The sequence below is a fragment of the Halalkalibacter nanhaiisediminis genome, assembly GCF_007830185.1.
GTDB lineage: Bacteria > Bacillota > Bacilli > Bacillales > Bacillaceae_D > Halalkalibacter > Halalkalibacter nanhaiisediminis.
On record NZ_VLKZ01000003.1, the window covers coordinates 157,195 to 173,962 of the forward strand.

Genomic DNA, 16,768 nt, shown 5'->3' on the forward strand with positions numbered 1-16,768 from the left:
TAATCCCTATCTACGCCACTTCATATCATTTTTCTCATTATAAAAGGGAGACAAGTTGATCGTCAACTACTTTCTGAACATTCCCATTTAATTTACGAATATGTGCAGTATTTCAATAGCTGCCTCGTGCGATTTCCTGTAAGATGAAGAGAGAAGAAAGAAGGAGTGTCATAGATGAAATCAGGAACGGTCGTTTGGATAACGGGTGCATCAAGCGGACTTGGTCGTGAGCTTGCCATACAAGCAGCAAGACGTGGCGCAACAGTCGTCTTACTAGCCCGAAATGAAGCAAGACTTGCTAGTGTAAAAGCTGAAATTGAAAAAGGTGGAGGAACAACGCTTGTCTACACACTCGATGTCAGTGACCAGCAAGCAACTCTCAAGCAAGCTGCCCATATCCTAAAGGAAGTCGGCAGTATCGATGTTCTAATTAATAACGCAGGGTTCGCTGTATTTGAGGAAGTTCAAGCAGCTTCCATTGATACGGTAAAAGAGATGTTTGATGTCAATGTGATCGGTTTGATTGCTCTAACTAAAGCAGTTCTTCCTCATATGGTTTCCAAAAACAGCGGACACATCATTAATATTGCTTCACAAGCAGGGAAGCTCGCAACACCAAAATCAAGCGTCTATGCCGCAACCAAACATGCAGTTCTCGGTTTTACGAATGGATTACGACTTGAACTGAGCGACACAGATATTCATGTCAGTGCTGTGAATCCTGGTCCCATTCGAACACCTTTCTTTGACCGCGCCGATGAAGAAGGGTTATACGTGAAAAATATTGAAAAGTGGATGCTTAAGCCTGAAGATGTCGCATCTTTAACCTTGGATCTCATTGACAAGCCAAAAAGAGAATTGAACTTACCACGCTGGATGGGTATTGGTTCAACCCTTTATCAAGTCATGCCTCGTCTGTTTGAGAAGGTCGCTGGAAAACAACTTCGCCAAAAGTAATGGCATAAGGAGGGACTTGCATGGAAAATCGTTTTCACTGCTGTGCCACATGTCAGCACTTTTCTGCTGAAAAAAAGTCGAGTGGGGGGATGTATTACCACTGTGTTCGTCTCGGCTTTGAAACGAAACCGACGTATACCTTTAATTGCTGGAACCCAACTGAGACCGTCAAACACCTAATGAAAAAGGAGGAGGGCTAATCCTCCTCCTGTCCTGTGAAAAACGTGTAGATCACATCATGAACAATTTCTCGCACTTCTCCTGTTTCCCCGTCTGCAAGCTTTTTTTGAATACGAGCTAATAAATGCTCTTCTTCCTGCTCTGAAAGGGGCAGTCCCATCTCCATTTCTGTGTATGATTTGGCGACAGCTCGTATTTGTTTTTGTAGAAATTTTTGTTCCAATGTAGTTTCCTCCAAATCTCTTTATTCGTAAGTAATCGCTTTTTCTAATCAGCTATTTAACCTCATTATATAGAATACAAAAAAACTTCTATCTTAATAAAATTTTCATAAAACAAGAGTCTTCTTACACACCTGCCTATTCGGCTGAATAGAATAGCTCATGGGAATTAGCCTAGCATGGGGCGAATAGAGTAGGGTAGAGAGAAATAGACATTTCCCAAAAGGGGCTGATCATACATGTGTGGAATTACAGGGTGGATTGACTGGCGCCAGGACCTGCGAAAAGAAGAGCCGCAAATACTAAAAATGGCCAAAACGCTTGAGCGTCGTGGACCAGATGATATGAATGTGTGGACCTCACCACACGCAGCATTTGGCCATGCGCGACTTGTTGTTGTTGATCCTGAAGGCGGCGTTCAGCCAATGAGCCGAACATTCAAGGGAAAGACGTATACGATTGTTTATAACGGCGAGCTCTATAACACAGAAGACATTAGACGAGAGCTACTTGCATACGGTCACGATTTTAAAGGACATTCAGATACAGAGGTATTATTGAAATCCTACATTCAATGGGGCTATCAATGTCTAGAAAAATTAAATGGCATTTTTGCCTTTGCGATCTGGAATGAGCAGGATCAGAGCTTATTTATGGCAAGAGACCGATTAGGAGTCAAGCCTCTGTTTTATACAGTACGACATGGCTGTCTCATGTTTGCTTCTGAATTAAAGGCATTGCTGGCACATCGAGAAATTGACCCAAGTATTAAAGCCGATGGACTTTCAGAAATCATTGGATTAGCACCGTCGAAAACACCTGGTCACGGGATTTATGACAATATTCATGAGCTCAGACCTGCTCATGTGCTTATTTATGATCGTAACGGCGCAACGATTAGCCGTTACTGGACATTAAAGAGTCAGAGGCATGAACATACAGTGGAAGAAACAGCAGAATATATTCGTTATTTATTAGAAGATATCGTTGAAAGGCAGCTTTTTGCGGATGTACCAGTCGGCCTATTTCTTTCTGGAGGGATCGATTCAAGTGCGTTAACAGCTTTAGCAGCCAAAGTATACGACAAACAAGGCATAGGACCAATCCGCAGCTATTCCATCGACTATGATGAAAATGATAAATATTTCAAAGCGAATGACTTTCAACCAAATGCCGACGGTCCGTGGGTGAAAATTGTAGCTGATGCAATCGGAACACAGCACGATAACAAAGTCATCTCCATCGATGAATTAGCTAACCGTTTAAAAGAAGCAGTTCTTGTCCGTGATCTACCAGGCATGGCCGATATTGATTCCTCCCTGCTTTGGTTCTGTCATGAAATTAAGCAAGATGTAACCGTTGGACTATCAGGAGAGTGCGCTGATGAAATTTTCGGGGGCTATCCGTGGTTCCATAAGCCAGAAGTGATGAACATTGATGGCTTCCCGTGGATGCGTTCAATTGAAGAGAGAGAAAACCTCTTAAATGAAAAATGGAAAAAGAAATTAAATATTAAACAATATGTCTATAACCGCTACAAAGAAACAATCCAAGAAACACCGCGATATGAAGGGGATTCTCCAGAGGAAGCACGTAGGCGCGAAATCTCATACTTAAATATCGTCTGGTTCATGACGAATTTGCTAGATCGCAAAGACCGAATGAGCATGGGTGCGAGCCTAGAAGTACGGGTTCCCTTTTCCGATCACCGACTCGTTGAATATGTCTGGAATATTCCTTGGGAAATGAAACAACTAGACGGACGTGAAAAAGGGATTCTCCGCAAATCATTAGAAGACCTTTTACCATATGATGTTCTCTACCGTAAAAAAAGCCCGTACCCTAAAACCCATCACCCCAATTACACAGCAGCCGTCCAAAAAGGAATGCAAGCAGTACTATCACAAAAAGACGCACCAATCTTTGAATTCATCAATAAAAAAGCCTTAAGTGAGATTGCTGAAACAGGCGGACTTCCAATGGGTAAGCCTTATTTTGGCCAACTCATGGCTGGCCCGCAGCTGCTCGCTCATTTTATTCAGATGGATTATTGGTTGAAGGAGTATGATGTGAAGATAATCGGATAGGTTTGATGTGGCCCACCTTGGGATGGAGGTGGGTTTTTTATGTGGGAATGGCAGGATATGTTCCTGGTCTTCCACCAGTTTCAACTTTTTTCAATGTACTCTCAAAAACACACTCCCCAATCATTTTTCGTTCCCGCTGAGCAAACGTTAACATACGACCAGTACCACTAGAAGTGTCAAACATTTCAGTAGAAGACTTAAAGGCAACCTTATGTAAGTCCATAAGCTTCAATAGTTCATGCAGAAGTAACAAACGGACAAAACATCAAGACGATAAATAAGAACAACATCAAACTTCTCTTGCTTAATATCAGCAATCAAACGCTGTATAGCAGGACGATCTGTGTTCTTTGCTGAAAGCTTTCATCCACGTAATCATCAACTATCATCTAGCCTTGTGATTCAGCTAAAGCTGTTAAACGCGCCCTTTGAGCTTCAAGGGGGAAGCCTTCTCTTACTTGATCTTCTGTACTTACACGACGATAAATGACGCATTTCATGGGTATCACCTCTTTATTTAATTATTTAAGACGGAGAAGGGAACATTTGTTCTTTTATGGTAAAATTAAACAGGAAGTTTGTAAATATTTATGTAAAGTGAGTGATGGTTAAAGAGTGTTTGTTTTGAAGATACCGTTACAAAATAGGTGTGATCAATAGTATTTATGTAAGGAATTTCAATAAAATGATTTTCTGCAAATGGGTTAGTTTGTCTAAAATAATCATTGTATTAACCATAATACTTTAAATTCAAAAATTTCTTGTGAAATAAGCATGCATTTATAGTTTCCTTCTACTATAATCAAAATCTCATATATACCAAAATATGACTTTATGGTATATTTTTTGAAACTATAGTTGGAGGCTAGTATATGGTGGGTTGTTTGGCGATTATTTTTTTCTTTTTTTTCTTATACTTATGGGTCAAGTTAATTTCGGTATTCGGTGTTTTTGGTATTTTTATTCCTATTATTGTATATGTAATTTTCTTATTTCGAGATGTTTTTAAGAGAATGGCAGTTTACCTTTTTAATGCAGCTCTGAAAAACAAGAAAAATGTTATTATTTTTACCTCTACTATGACATGTCTTCTTATTGTAATAGCTATCATTTCAGTTCTTTTTGGACCAACTTACAATGCATATAAAGTAGCAGATCAAACTTACAAAAGAGCCATATCTCATTTTGAACAAGGTAATTATTTACAAGCGTTAGACAGCTTTGAAAAGGTTGAAAATCATAAAAAATCTAAGGAAAAAATACAAGAGATTTATGAATTGCTCTACTTAGAATCTAAGAGGTTGATCGAATTAGAAGGGTACCCAAAAGCTCAAGAATATTTAGAACGTATTGTTCATATTCCAGAATACGGGGACAATGTAAAAGAAATGTTGAATCTAACTGAAAAGAGAATTCAGGAGGAAGAGAGGCAATATAGGACAAAATTAAGGGAAACCATTCCTTACAAAGGAATGCCAGAAAATCAAATTGAATTATCTGCTTGGGGAAAGCCAACAGAAATTGAGTTAACTAAAAATTATCACTCATTACGTCCAAGTCATCAAATTAAGTATTACAAGTGGAGAACTTATAATAGCAAAGGTGAACTGAAACAAATAAAAACTGTCTCTGTGAGGGAAGGTTTTGTTTGGGGAGAGCCAAGAATTAGCAACTATATAACTTCAGATGAGAAGTCAAAAGAAAGGTAGATGCTGCTTAAGAAGGCGTGAGACTGATTGGGAAACGAAAGCGAAGATAAAGTCAAAGTGATCTACGCTGTAAAGAGGCGTATTCATAAATGGCAAACGATTGTTTATCTTTCACTTAAACAAGATCGACCATTATTGGTGCAACATTATCAACGGTTGATTGAAAGAGAGAAGAATCGGATTTTGAAGCAGTATCAGATTATTATTGATTAGTTTCAAAAACAACCGTTTTTGAAAAGGATGAAAAGAGTAGTGAGTTTCACCCGTTTTCTTTGGCTTTTGTGTCCCAAAACTCATTGTCAAATCAATATTTCAAAAATGTAAGATTATGATAAAATGATAAAAAAAGAAATTAATATGGTTATTATGCTAATTAAGTTGTTGGAAAATAAAGACTGCAAGAAAAGTTATTTTAGTAACTGATGGTATGAGAGGTGAAGAAAGTGAAAAACGATTTGGTTAAATTGAATTTTTTAGAATTTATTAGTGAAGCGAATCATGCGGTTGTTTCAAATTCAAATTTAAATAGTCTTGTTTTTTTAGCATCGGAGGTTAACTTTAGATTAGTTACATTATCAACAATAATTAATAGATATATTAATGAAAAAAAAGAACAGGAAGCTATTTTTGATAATTTAAGAAATACTTTTTTCAATTGTAGTGATGAGGAAAGTGAACGGTTTAATCCACATATAGGCGATGATTTGAGAACAACTGAGGAAGCTTATTTTCTCCAAATAGATTCAATAAGTAAGGGAGTTCTTTTAAACTCATACAGTTTATTAGAAAACTCCTTAAATGATATTTGCTCAGTATACCAAAAAATTTTAAATTTAGAAATATCTTATAAGGACATTCAAGGAAGTGGAATTGAAAGAAGTATTAAATATCTAAAAAAGATAATAGGGAACGAAAACATAAATAATAATCAACAATGGAGTTCAATAAGAGATTGGAATAAAATTAGAAATGTCATAGCGCATAATGATGGATTTATAAATGAATCAATAGAAAATATCATACAGAAATTTGATTTGGTCTCATATCGTGCTTTTTCGGTTAATGAATCGACAGTTGGTCAAATGAAGGTCCATGTCCCCTTATTACAATGTAAGGAATTTTTGTATTTAATTGATGAGTTTTTATCACTCTGTATAATTGAAATCAATGATGTAAGTTAACAAGCTAACTCTTAAAACCTAAAGTACACCAGCAGATAGCTCAGGCAACTCATGGCTGACCCGCAGCTGCTCGCTCATTTTATTCAGATGGATTATTGGTTGAAGGAATATGAGGTGAAGATAATCGGATAGGTTTGATGTGGCCCGTCTTGGGATGAGGTGGGTTTTTTATGTGGCAATTGTAGGATATGTTCCTGGTCTTTCACCAGTTTCAACTTTCTTCAATGTACTCTTAAAAACACGCTCTCCAATCGTTTCTCGTTCCCGCTGAGCAAGAGTTCCAATGATTGTGATAAACAACGACCAGTAGCACTAGAAGTGTCAAACATTTCTATAGAGGACTTAAAAGCAACCTCATGTATGCCCATAAGCTTTAATAGTTCATGCAGAAGTAACAAACGGACAAAACATCAAGACGATAAATAAGAACAACATCAAACTTCTCTTGCTTAATATCAGCAATCAAATGCTGTATAGTGGGACGATCCGTATTCTTAGCAGAAAAGCCTTCATCCACGTAATCATCAACTATCGTCTAGCCTTGTGATTCAGCGAAAACTGTTAAACGCATTCTTCGAGCTTCAAGGGGGAAGTCTTCTCTTACTTGATCTTCTGTACTTACACGACGATAAATAACGCATTTCATGGGGATCACCTCACTTACTACGTTATGTAGTCGGAGTAGGGGATTATAATACGAACGTATATTCTTATTTTAGCGTGAGTTATGTGAGCATACAAGGAAAATATGTGGTATAATTCAATTTAATAGGATACGGAAATTCAAGGGTGGTTGGCACATCCCCAAAGAGAAAGGGGGTGATGCCAGTGACGGTGTTTCAAGCTTTGGTGCTAATGATTGCATTTGCAACATTGATTGTAGCTGTACTGTCATTTAACCAAAAGAAATAATCCACCCTTGAGCTTACGAGGCTAGGTGGATTATTTTTATCGAACCAGCTGACTTCCCTAGAGGGAACCTGTTCTATTGCTTGACCGTTGGTGTTGCAGCACCGACGGTCTTTTTTATTATATTCTCTTTATACTACAAGTATAACATTATCACACCATTCATTAAAACTTTATTATAAAATTTATTTTAATCTCTTCCTCTTCACTTACGAATGTTTATTCGATTCGCATAAATCCTCTCAAGTCGATACTCACAAAGCTCTTTCGTAACGATAAATTCTTCAGAAAGCTGATCGACTATATTATCATCATTCAAATTAAACTCTTTTAACATATGTAGTGGCAATGCTGCATACCTCGTAAAGGTATCTACACCTCATTTTTGCAACTTTCTTATTGCTTTTGCATCATGATTCATCGCCCAATGTGTATGAGGATATGCGCAAGCTCGTGATAAAACAGCTCATGTTGCGAGTCTCTTTCAAATGTATGATTTACAGCAATCAGCTTAAATCGTCCGTTTCGATGATGGGAGAGAGTATGTCTCTATTTCCTTATAAAAAAATACCTCTGATCGTCTACAAATACGTTCCTCGTCTAAAGTAAAAATCTACAGAAAGCCCCATTTGTATAAAACGTTTCCCTACCCATGATTCAAACGCTGTCGATCGATATATTCTCCTCTTACTGCGTCATCAAATAGAGTTTGTATAGCTCGAAATTTGTCATCATTCTTTCTTTTTTTTTGAAACGACCTCACCTCATTTCTTACTAAAAGTATATATAAAGAATGAACCATCAAAATGTTGATTCAAAAATAGCACATGCATAACCGAGAAAAAAGGAGGGTTACAGTGGTGATAAACGCAGTTGAGAAGAATGATCAGATGTTGCAGTTGCAGCGTTTGTTTCCTTCTAGTCATCAGAACGTGAAAATCATTAAGTTATTGGGTTACTCTAATATGAATCAAGAGAATGATCCGAAAAAGCGTTACAGCATAGCGAAGCGTCCAATTATGAAAGGATGGCAGAATCCAAAGCAAAAGGGGCTTCATCCAATTGAGATACAGCAATGGCTTAATCAAAGGGGATGGATCGGGCTTTTGATTCCAGATGGGTATGATGTCGTAGATGTTGATGATAAGGAGGAAGGTAGGTATCTATTTCATGCTCTTAAGAAGGAGGGCTATCACTTCCACGCTATTCAAACCGTTAGAGGGTTTCAATTTATCTTTCAATCGAGTGGAACGATTACAGGACAAGATGCAGAAGCATTAACGGCCGGTGGCTTTGTTGTTGATTATCGTTTAGCAGGAAAAGGGCAAATTGTCCTTCCTACAGCCAACACAGAAGGACGGAATTGGATTCATCAAGCAGCTGGAGAGCTTTCGACAATGCCAATCTTCTTTAATCGCTTGAAAAAGGTCGGAAAGCAGAATAGACCTTTTTCAATACCGCTTAGTGAAGGTGGTCGAAATAATACCCTTTACAAGCATTGTTGTAGATTAGTGGAGTTTGGTTACAGTCCAGACGAGGTTGAAGAGATCGTTCACTTTCTTAATAAATACTTCTTTTTACCTCCTTTAGATCAGAGGGAGTTTGCGAACGCGGTAGCAAGTGCGTTGAAAAAAGAACCAAGTGGAAAAGCATACAGGCAAGGAAATCACGGGAGGCAGGAACCGCCACACGTTCAAGTCAGCGATGATGATCCAGAATTTAATCTGACAGAGGTCGGCAATGCGGAAAGGCTCGTTCATTTTCATGGTGATAAGTTAAGATACTGTATGGAGTTTGAAGAATGGCTGATTTGGGATGGACGAGCTTGGAAGAAGGATCACAAGAAGCTGATTGAACGAATGGCGATTAATACGTTTCGGATGATGTACCAAAAAGCAGGAAGAGAAAATGATGATAACCGTAGAAGAGATTTAACCAGATGGGCACAATCAAGTGAAAGAAGTGCAGTCCTTTTGAACAGTATTGATCGGACAAAGGCGTTTTTGCCAGTCCTGCAAGCGGATTTAAACCGAGATCCGTTTCAATTTAATTGTGAAAATGGAGTCATAGATTTACGCACAGGTGAGCTGCTAGAGCATGATGTTTCTTATCTTATTACGAATCAGTCCAATGTAAGGTTTGATCCAGACGCTGAATGTCCGACATGGATGAATTTTCTTGAAAGTGTGATGAAGGGCGAGAACGGCAAGGTCAAACATGAATTAATTGAGTTTCTTCAAAAAGCAATCGGTTATGCCTTAACAGGTGATACGAGTGAACAAGTTGCCTTTTTCTTATGGGGCAATGGTCGAAACGGTAAATCTACCTTTATCAATACGATTAAAGAGCTTATAGGAGATTATGGAAAGCAAACGAATCCAGATACGTTCACATCAAAGATTCATGAAGGTGGTATTAACAATGACATTGCTCGCTTAAGCGATGCTAGATTCGTATCAGCTGTTGAATCAGAGGATGGACAGAAGATATCAGAATCACTCATTAAGCAATTAACAGGTGGGGAACCGATCACCGCACGTTTTTTAAGAAAAGAGTTTTTTGAATTTATGCCAGCGTTTAAGATTTTCTTCACAACCAACCACAAACCAATCATTAAAGGAAACGATGAAGGAATTTGGAGACGTATTCGTTTGATCCCATTTACGGTCACGATCCCAAAAGAAGAAGTCGATACGAGATTACCAGAAAAACTAAGAGAAGAACTCCCAGGCATTTTGAATTGGGCTGTGAAGGGCTGCTTGAAGTGGCAGCAAGAAGGACTTGGTGAACCAACAGAAATTAAACAAGCAACGCAAGGATATAAAGATGAAATGGACATTCTCGGTTATTTTCTGAATGAACATTGTGTCGAGAAAACGAATGCTAGGATCAGTGTCAAAGAGCTTTATGAACGCTATCGAGAATGGTGTAAGGACACTGGAGAATATGAGATTACCCAACGTAAATTCAACAGGCGTATTGAAGAAAGAGGCTTTTTGAAGAAGCGAAGTGGCAAGGGTGGCAACACAGAATTTCATGGAATTGGTCTTCTAACAAACCGATTCACTGAAGAAACTGAACAACTGAACGTATCTGAACCAAACACCAGTAAACGTCCTATAGAAAAATTCAGTAAGGGAATAGGTGAAAATGCTTCAGATAGCTTCAGACCTTCAGTAAATGAATATATTGAGGAAGAGATTTAAGATGCAAGAGCTATTACAAGAGCTTTTTCATAGAGATATTCAGCTAGTGGTAAATGATCAAAATATAAAAATGATCTATCAAAAAGAAAACATAAACACACAATTAAAAAACAACATAAAGGATCAAAAAAAGGAGTTGATCAAAAGATTAAAAGAAAACGAGACTGCGCTTGAACATAATTGGATTGTTCACAGTCAAGGCGAGTTATATGAGTATCGATATGGTTTTGCCAGCTACATATTCATCGAAAGGCTACCAAACGACAAAGTAACCGCATGGAGAGCAAACTACCGAAAAGATGAAATGAAGCCATACAAGGTCAAAATCATCGGCAAGAACATTGAATTTGAAACAGCGATGGAAGAAGCAAGTGGATTTATTAAGTGGTTCCAGAAGCGGAGTAGCAGGTAGTGAGGTCATGTCTATTGGTAAGGTCAGAACATTTCTATATAAGACAGCAAGATTGCTAGATGATATTAACGCTGTCCGTTGTGGCAAGATCAAGCAACGGATCAAGAGACGTATTGTAGGCAAGATTATGGGGCGACAGATGCGTAAAATCAAATAGCTCTACATAAGGGCAAAAGAGAGCGAAATATCTAATAATTCCCCACAGCAGATTATGTTAGTAGAGGTTCATTTATTAGAGTGGGGGAGGATTGGGTGTTAATGACTTTATGGTTTCCCGAATATAAGATTTGTTTGTAATTTTTAACTTGATCCATTAATCAGTTATTGTTGAATTCTATGGTACTTGACTACAGCCATAAGAATGCACCATCTCTTCAGTTTTTACAATCGCTTGTCGCGAAATTTACAACCTGATGTCAACATGTTTACGAATAGAAGAACGTCTACGATTTTAAAGGGAAAAGCTTAGTCCTCCCTTTGAACTGACCCAATAAAGTTAGACAAATATATTAGGCTTTGGTCTTCCACTATCGCGCCAAATGTGGAATATCCGGAGAAAGTGTTCCGTCTGATTGGGTCGATGGCTCTGTCGGAAATTTAAAATGAACTTATATAGTAGCAATAGAACTAATATTAATAATACGCCATCCCCTTTTTTTCAATAAAGGAAATGCGTTTTGATTGCAGTGAAACATGCCAAAAACATTCGTTTTAAAAATATTTTCTCATTCTTTGGCGTTGAACTCTTCAAATGCTTTAAAATCACCAATTCCTGCATTGTTAACCAAGACATCTAAAGTACCTATCAAATGTTTTAAAAACTCTTCTCTCATCTTTCATCAAGCAATATAATTTGTTCAAAACGGTTAAGTGTAAATTCTTTTGTTCAACTTATATAGTACAGTTATTTAGCAAATAAATTACTACAGGGGGAAAAGCGCTATGGAAAATCACTATGATCATGATAATAGCAACAAGTCCGTTCATAAACAAAATAAACAATTATTTCCGTATAGTATTAATCCGAATTATATTACAAGAAAAGAAATGAAGGTACAAATAAGAAATGCCTATGAGCAGTGGAGAAAAAAGTATGTTAGAGAAGTTAAAACAATACAAACACTTTATTATATTGAATATGACTTCAATGGCAGTACTGTATCAGAGGCAATTGGGTATGGAATGTTATTGATGGTGAGTATGGCTAAGTTAGCGGAAGATACAAGAAATTATTTTGATGGGATGCTTTTCTATTCCAAAGAACACCCATCAAAAGGAAATCCCTCCCTTATGGCCTGGAAACAAGTTTGTACTAAAAACGGAAGCATGGAGGATGAGCTGTTTGAAGATACATATTCTGCCTCCGATGGAGATATGGACATAGCGTATTCCTTACTTCTAGCTGACAAATTATGGGGAAGTGATGGCAAAATCAATTATAAGCTAGAAGCAAATAGGATTATTTCTGCTTTAATGGATTCGTTAGTCAATAAGAGAGAGTGGACCCTTAAGTTAGGCGATTGGGTGCATGATGAAGACATTAAGTATGGTACAGCTTCACGGCCCTCCGATTGGATGGTGGGACATTTGTATCTTTTTTATCAGGAAACACGTGATGAGAGATGGATGAAGGTTATTGTAAAGATAGTAGAATTAACAAGTTTTATCCAAGATACTTATAGTCCTAAAACTGGGCTTCTCCCTGATTTTGTCTGGAAGAAAAATGGTGAGTATGAGCCTGTCCACCCTGATTTTCTGGAAGGAAAGCATGATCATCATTATTATTATAATGCATGTAGAATACCCTGGCGTTTAGCTGTCGGATATCATCTTTATCAAGATTCAAGATTAAAGGCACAGCTAGATAAAATAAATGATTGGATAAAGGATTTTACAAAATTAGATCCAGATAAGATAATGTCAGGTTATCAATTGGACGGAAAGCCTTTGTCCAGTTATCAAGATTTAGCTTTTATCTCACCTTTTGCAGTATCTGCTTCATTTGATGTTACTAACCAAGACTGGATTAACAAATTATGGAAAAGAATGACAGAAAACTATGGAGCAAATGATGATAGTAATTATTACAATGATAGCCTTCGTTTATTGTCCATGATTTCGATTTATAATTTTTCCTGATATACTAGCTTGCTATTTTTAGAGGATATCTTCAAAGGCATGCACCTTTTGAAACATCCTCTTTTTTCAAATCGTCCTTAATAGCCTGGGTGATTAACTCTCTCCATTCCGCATCCAATTCCATCTTCATACTGTTATTTGGTTTTACGTTATCTAAAAGAATTTCTACGTTTATATTCAGTGAAGATGACATTTTCCTTTAAAAATGTATAGACGGATTGGTTTGCAGCCCTCTTTCAATTTTGCTTAGGTAGGACTTTGAAACACTAGATATGTTATCCATGTTTGAAATTGAATATCCTTTTTTATCCCTGATTGTTTAATCGTTTTCCCTATCATACCCCTTCTTCTTTTAATTTTTACTTCCAGTAAAACATGTACATTATATAGAACAATACATTTTCTGAAAAATTCTTAAAATTGAGAAAAACAAAGAAAAATGGATTAAAATTGAGATATTCCAATAAAAATGGCAGAAAATGTTCTTAATAAAGAACATTAGGAGGTTTTTAGGGCTTTACTATTCTCGTTTTCACGTTATAATATAATTATCGTTCGATATACCGAACAAAAAACAGTGTATTATGTATCTACTATTTACATGTTAAAGGAGTGAGAAAATGTTAGTTACTTTACAGAGAAACTAACTAGTAAAAGAAAAATTGGAGCATAAACTTTCAGCTATGGATATCTTTATTATTTTGGAGGAGCGATCGAATGGAAAACGTAATTAGTATATCAGATGCTTTTAATGAATCAACTGAATCTAATATTTTTTCTAGCGTAAGGCAAACGTATATGAAACCAAGGATTGTAGCCTTTATACCAGCACATAATGAAGAGAAATCAATCCGTGATTGTTTAGCTGGTTTAGGGGATCAATCTTTACCAAAAGACGTTGAACTTGATGTTATTGTCATTGCTGATAACTGTACCGATCGGACAGAAGAAATCGCATTAGAAGCAGGAGAAGAATTTAAACTTAACTTGAAGGTTCTTACAACCAAAAATAATAAACAACGAAAAGTAGGCGCATTGAACTTTGCTTGGAAAAACATTTATGGAGATCCTTTAGACCTATATGATAAAAAATTAACAAGGTTCCAAGAATACTACAAAAGTTCTGTTAAAGCAATCCTTGGAATGGATGCAGATAGCCGGCTTGCACCGGACGCATTATCTCAATTATGGGAAGGCCTAATGAGTTCACGAAATATTGGTGGAGTAATGGCCAAGTACACAATGAGGATGCCTAAAAAGAAAAGCCTTATTTCAAAGGACGATGTTCATTACGAAGAAAAGATTGCAACCGGTGAGTATGGAGGAGCCATTTCACGATGGTGGACTCATCAACAAAAACAAGATATGGCAAGCTGGTTGTTGGATCTCCAATATAATGGCGGAAGCACTTATGTATTAGGGGGTCAAGCCACATTATTTCGTCCGGAAGCCTTACAGGATGTTATCGATGAAAATAAGCTGGATGGTCCTTGGCAAGATGAAAGCGATGTAGAGGATATGCTTCTAACCTGGCAAATTCAAAAAAAATGGAAAACACTAATCAGCCCAACGGCTCGTTGTTTTGTTGACGCAATGAGATCATATCATACATTCCGGCAGCAACGTAATAAATGGCAATCAGGAACAGTAGAATTACTTACAAACAATAACATTGGAGTTAAATCAAAACATAAAGGAAAAATATGGAGGTCGCAATTTAAAAATCTTACGGATCTTTTGATACGTTTATTATTTATATCATTATTATCCGTGGCAGTCGCCACCGACCAGTTTTATTGGTCTTGGATATGGCTTACCCCTATTGCTTTAGCATCGATCCTTAATACTATACTTGCCTTAAAGACTCCGATGCATAGACCAATCGATGTCATTTTAGCCGCATTACTGATTAGCCCTGAAATATATTTATGGGTCAATTCAATTACTTTTGCAAATGTATGGTTAGGAAAATTATCTGCCAACAAAAAAGACGGGTGGGCAATACAATACAATGCGGAGCGAGGGAATACACGAAGCAAACTCACTGAAGGGATCATCGCTGTTATGCTGTTTATAGCATTTGTCGTTTATTTGTGTATTGATCATCGGGCATTTTTAACAAGCGAATCCGTGCAGACGGCGGTTCAGCCTTATTTACAAACAGGATGGATAGCATTAACCTATCTAACAATTTTCACCTCGTTATCTATGCTATACCAAATTTGGACGTTAAGAGGAAGACAAACCGCTTAACATGCTGTAAATGCTTTATTTTACCATAAAATACTCTTTATAATGGAGGATCACTATGAAAATAAAAAAAGCAGTCATCCCTGCAGCTGGATTTGGTACGAGATTCCTACCTGCAACAAAAGCCCAACCAAAAGAAATGCTGCCTATTGTCGATAAACCTACCATCCAATATATTGTTGAAGAAGCAATCGAATCAGGAATTGAGGAAATTATCATTGTTACAGGAAAAGGAAAACGATCAATTGAAGATCATTTCGACCATGCCCCTGAGTTGGAACAAAATCTGATAGACAAAGGAAAAATTGACTTATTAGACAAGGTTTGTTATCCTACGAACCTTGCAGATATTCATTATATCCGGCAAAAAGAACCAAAGGGACTTGGGCATGCTGTTTGGTGTGCGCGTAATTTTATCGGTGATGAACCATTTGCAGTTCTTCTAGGTGATGATATTGTTCAAAGCGAAACTCCGTGTTTAAAACAACTTATAAGTATATATAACGAAACACGTTCATCTGTTATCGGAATTCAATCAGTTCCAAGTAGAGAAACACACCGATATGGAATCATTGATCCAGTTTCACAAGATGGAAGACGGTACGAGGTGAAAAATTTTGTTGAAAAACCAATCACGGGAACAGCGCCTTCTAATCTTGCAATAATGGGACGGTATATTCTTACACCTGAAATTTTTATGTTTTTAAATAAGCAGGAGATTGGAGCTGGAGGAGAAATTCAGTTAACGGATGCAATTCAAAAATTAAATCAAATTCAACGAGTTTTCGCATATGAGTTTGAAGGTAAAAGATTTGATGTTGGTGAAAAGATTGGGTTTGTGAAGACTACAATTGAGTTTGCTCTTCAGCATGAAGATCTTCGAGATGAACTGATGCGTTATTTTAAAGAATTAGCTTTGACTACTGAAGATGTGTTATTAAACATTTAATACGAAAACATTAAAAAAGCAGAAATATACAATTTTTATCCATAAAATCTTGTATATTTCCGCTTTTTACCAACTTACTTATCGTAAAAAACCATACTGTTTCTATTTTAAAACCTCATTTACTTATGATCCGGTTCACCTCTATTAATGGTAAACTACATCTTCCATAATCTGGCACGTTATTAAAACCAATCACCTAAAAATATGAATCTACTTCCTTTACTGTGAGTAAATTCTTCAAATGAAATTATTTGCTGCGTAGTATGAGTGTACTGTGCAATACAAGAGTTAACCTGGATCGTTTGCAGAAGACGGATCTTATTAAAAGTTTTTTATCACATTTTTGATTCTCAAAACGATGGTTTTATATGTTTTATTACTAGATGGATTGCAGTGGTAAACAGTCTGTCATTCTTTGGTATTCTTTTTGTCTTTTGGTGGTAAATGCTATGTAAGAGGTGGTACATTCTAATGGTTGTAATCAGTAACTAATCAGATCAATACTTCGAGAGTCTTAAGTTTACAAATGCAGCGTTCGATAAGGTAGACAAATAGAACAAATGGTGAG

At 37.0% G+C, this 16,768-nt stretch carries 19 protein-coding genes and 1 pseudogene; 11 read left to right on the top strand and 9 right to left on the bottom strand.

Annotation, left to right across the window (positions count from 1 at the left end; genetic code table 11):
• Window positions 1–174: 174 nt before the first annotated feature.
• The gene (locus tag IQ10_RS06080) at window positions 175–957 is read left to right on the top strand and encodes an SDR family NAD(P)-dependent oxidoreductase (RefSeq protein WP_144449594.1); all 783 of its coding nucleotides are present in this window, start codon (window positions 175–177) and stop codon (window positions 955–957) included.
• Between the two features lie 196 nt (window positions 958–1,153).
• Here IQ10_RS06080 and IQ10_RS06090 read toward each other — a convergent pair whose 3' ends face one another.
• On the bottom strand, window positions 1,154–1,360 hold the full coding sequence (locus tag IQ10_RS06090; protein WP_158639993.1) for a YqzH family protein: 207 nt from the start codon (window positions 1,358–1,360) through the stop codon (window positions 1,154–1,156).
• A 237-nt stretch (window positions 1,361–1,597) separates the two neighbouring features.
• Here IQ10_RS06090 and asnB point away from each other — a divergent pair, with 237 nt between their 5' ends.
• A complete protein-coding gene (gene asnB / locus IQ10_RS06095; RefSeq protein WP_144449597.1) occupies window positions 1,598–3,445 on the top strand; it encodes an asparagine synthase (glutamine-hydrolyzing) in 1,848 nt (615 codons plus the stop codon).
• A 37-nt stretch (window positions 3,446–3,482) separates the two neighbouring features.
• Here the strand turns inward: asnB and IQ10_RS06100 are convergent, their stop codons facing one another.
• From IQ10_RS06100 to IQ10_RS18880, 3 genes and pseudogenes are all read right to left on the bottom strand, one after another.
• Complete coding sequence (locus IQ10_RS06100) at window positions 3,483–3,668, bottom strand: hypothetical protein (RefSeq protein ID WP_144449598.1); 186 nt, start codon at window positions 3,666–3,668, stop codon at window positions 3,483–3,485.
• A 5-nt stretch (window positions 3,669–3,673) separates the two neighbouring features.
• A pseudogene (locus IQ10_RS18745) lies at window positions 3,674–3,793 on the bottom strand (hypothetical protein); the annotation flags it as partial.
• A 41-nt stretch (window positions 3,794–3,834) separates the two neighbouring features.
• Window positions 3,835–3,945 carry a recombinase family protein gene (locus tag IQ10_RS18880; RefSeq protein WP_144449599.1) on the bottom strand — a complete coding sequence of 37 codons (111 nt, stop codon included), beginning with the start codon at window positions 3,943–3,945 and terminating at the stop codon, window positions 3,835–3,837.
• A gap of 372 nt (window positions 3,946–4,317) precedes the next feature.
• Between IQ10_RS18880 and IQ10_RS06115 the strand changes: the two genes are divergently transcribed.
• The 3 genes from IQ10_RS06115 (at window position 4,318) to IQ10_RS06125 (ending at window position 6,335) form a co-directional block, all read left to right on the top strand.
• Complete coding sequence (locus IQ10_RS06115; protein WP_144449600.1) at window positions 4,318–5,154, top strand: outer membrane protein assembly factor BamD; 837 nt, start codon at window positions 4,318–4,320, stop codon at window positions 5,152–5,154.
• Between the two features lie 27 nt (window positions 5,155–5,181).
• Window positions 5,182–5,367, top strand: a complete 186-nt coding sequence (locus IQ10_RS06120) for a hypothetical protein (protein ID WP_144449601.1) — start codon at window positions 5,182–5,184, stop codon at window positions 5,365–5,367.
• Window positions 5,368–5,597: 230 nt separating this feature from the next.
• Entirely contained in the window at window positions 5,598–6,335 is a 738-nt protein-coding gene (locus IQ10_RS06125; RefSeq protein ID WP_144449602.1) for a hypothetical protein, read from the top strand.
• 168 nt (window positions 6,336–6,503) lie between these two features.
• On the opposite strand, the gene IQ10_RS18540 is transcribed toward IQ10_RS06125, so the two are convergent.
• Together IQ10_RS18540 and IQ10_RS06130 are read right to left on the bottom strand one after the other, a co-directional pair.
• Window positions 6,504–6,635 (bottom strand): hypothetical protein, encoded by a 132-nt coding sequence (locus IQ10_RS18540; protein WP_277877944.1) that lies wholly within the window; start codon window positions 6,633–6,635, stop codon window positions 6,504–6,506.
• 73 nt (window positions 6,636–6,708) lie between these two features.
• Window positions 6,709–6,867, bottom strand: coding sequence for a recombinase family protein (locus IQ10_RS06130; RefSeq protein ID WP_144449603.1), 159 nt, complete (start codon window positions 6,865–6,867; stop codon window positions 6,709–6,711).
• A 290-nt stretch (window positions 6,868–7,157) separates the two neighbouring features.
• Here IQ10_RS06130 and IQ10_RS18350 point away from each other — a divergent pair, with 290 nt between their 5' ends.
• Entirely contained in the window at window positions 7,158–7,247 is a 90-nt protein-coding gene (locus tag IQ10_RS18350) for a putative holin-like toxin (RefSeq protein ID WP_242009769.1), read from the top strand.
• Between the two features lie 202 nt (window positions 7,248–7,449).
• On the opposite strand, the gene IQ10_RS17975 is transcribed toward IQ10_RS18350, so the two are convergent.
• Entirely contained in the window at window positions 7,450–7,593 is a 144-nt protein-coding gene (locus IQ10_RS17975) for a hypothetical protein (RefSeq protein ID WP_158639996.1), read from the bottom strand.
• A gap of 511 nt (window positions 7,594–8,104) precedes the next feature.
• On the opposite strand from IQ10_RS17975, the gene IQ10_RS06135 reads away from it, so the two are divergent.
• Complete coding sequence (locus IQ10_RS06135; RefSeq protein WP_242009770.1) at window positions 8,105–10,450, top strand: phage/plasmid primase, P4 family; 2,346 nt, start codon at window positions 8,105–8,107, stop codon at window positions 10,448–10,450.
• Between the two features lies 1 nt (window position 10,451).
• Window positions 10,452–10,862: a TubC N-terminal docking domain-related protein gene (locus IQ10_RS06140; protein WP_144449604.1), complete on the top strand. Its 411-nt coding sequence runs from the start codon at window positions 10,452–10,454 to the stop codon at window positions 10,860–10,862.
• A 608-nt stretch (window positions 10,863–11,470) separates the two neighbouring features.
• Here IQ10_RS06140 and IQ10_RS18750 read toward each other — a convergent pair.
• Window positions 11,471–11,581 (bottom strand): hypothetical protein, encoded by a 111-nt coding sequence (locus IQ10_RS18750; protein WP_367613662.1) that lies wholly within the window; start codon window positions 11,579–11,581, stop codon window positions 11,471–11,473.
• A gap of 223 nt (window positions 11,582–11,804) precedes the next feature.
• Here IQ10_RS18750 and IQ10_RS06145 point away from each other — a divergent pair, with 223 nt between their 5' ends.
• Window positions 11,805–13,001 (top strand): family 8 glycosyl hydrolase, encoded by a 1,197-nt coding sequence (locus tag IQ10_RS06145; protein WP_144449605.1) that lies wholly within the window; start codon window positions 11,805–11,807, stop codon window positions 12,999–13,001.
• A 199-nt stretch (window positions 13,002–13,200) separates the two neighbouring features.
• Here IQ10_RS06145 and IQ10_RS18755 read toward each other — a convergent pair whose 3' ends face one another.
• Complete coding sequence (locus tag IQ10_RS18755) at window positions 13,201–13,317, bottom strand: helix-turn-helix domain-containing protein (protein WP_367613663.1); 117 nt, start codon at window positions 13,315–13,317, stop codon at window positions 13,201–13,203.
• Between the two features lie 401 nt (window positions 13,318–13,718).
• Here IQ10_RS18755 and IQ10_RS06155 point away from each other — a divergent pair, with 401 nt between their 5' ends.
• Together IQ10_RS06155 and galU are read left to right on the top strand one after the other, a co-directional pair.
• Window positions 13,719–15,254, top strand: a complete 1,536-nt coding sequence (locus tag IQ10_RS06155) for a glycosyltransferase family 2 protein (RefSeq protein ID WP_144449606.1) — start codon at window positions 13,719–13,721, stop codon at window positions 15,252–15,254.
• Window positions 15,255–15,309: 55 nt separating this feature from the next.
• On the top strand, window positions 15,310–16,200 hold the full coding sequence (gene galU / locus IQ10_RS06160; RefSeq protein WP_144449607.1) for a UTP--glucose-1-phosphate uridylyltransferase GalU: 891 nt from the start codon (window positions 15,310–15,312) through the stop codon (window positions 16,198–16,200).
• The last annotated feature ends 568 nt before the right edge of the window (window positions 16,201–16,768 follow it).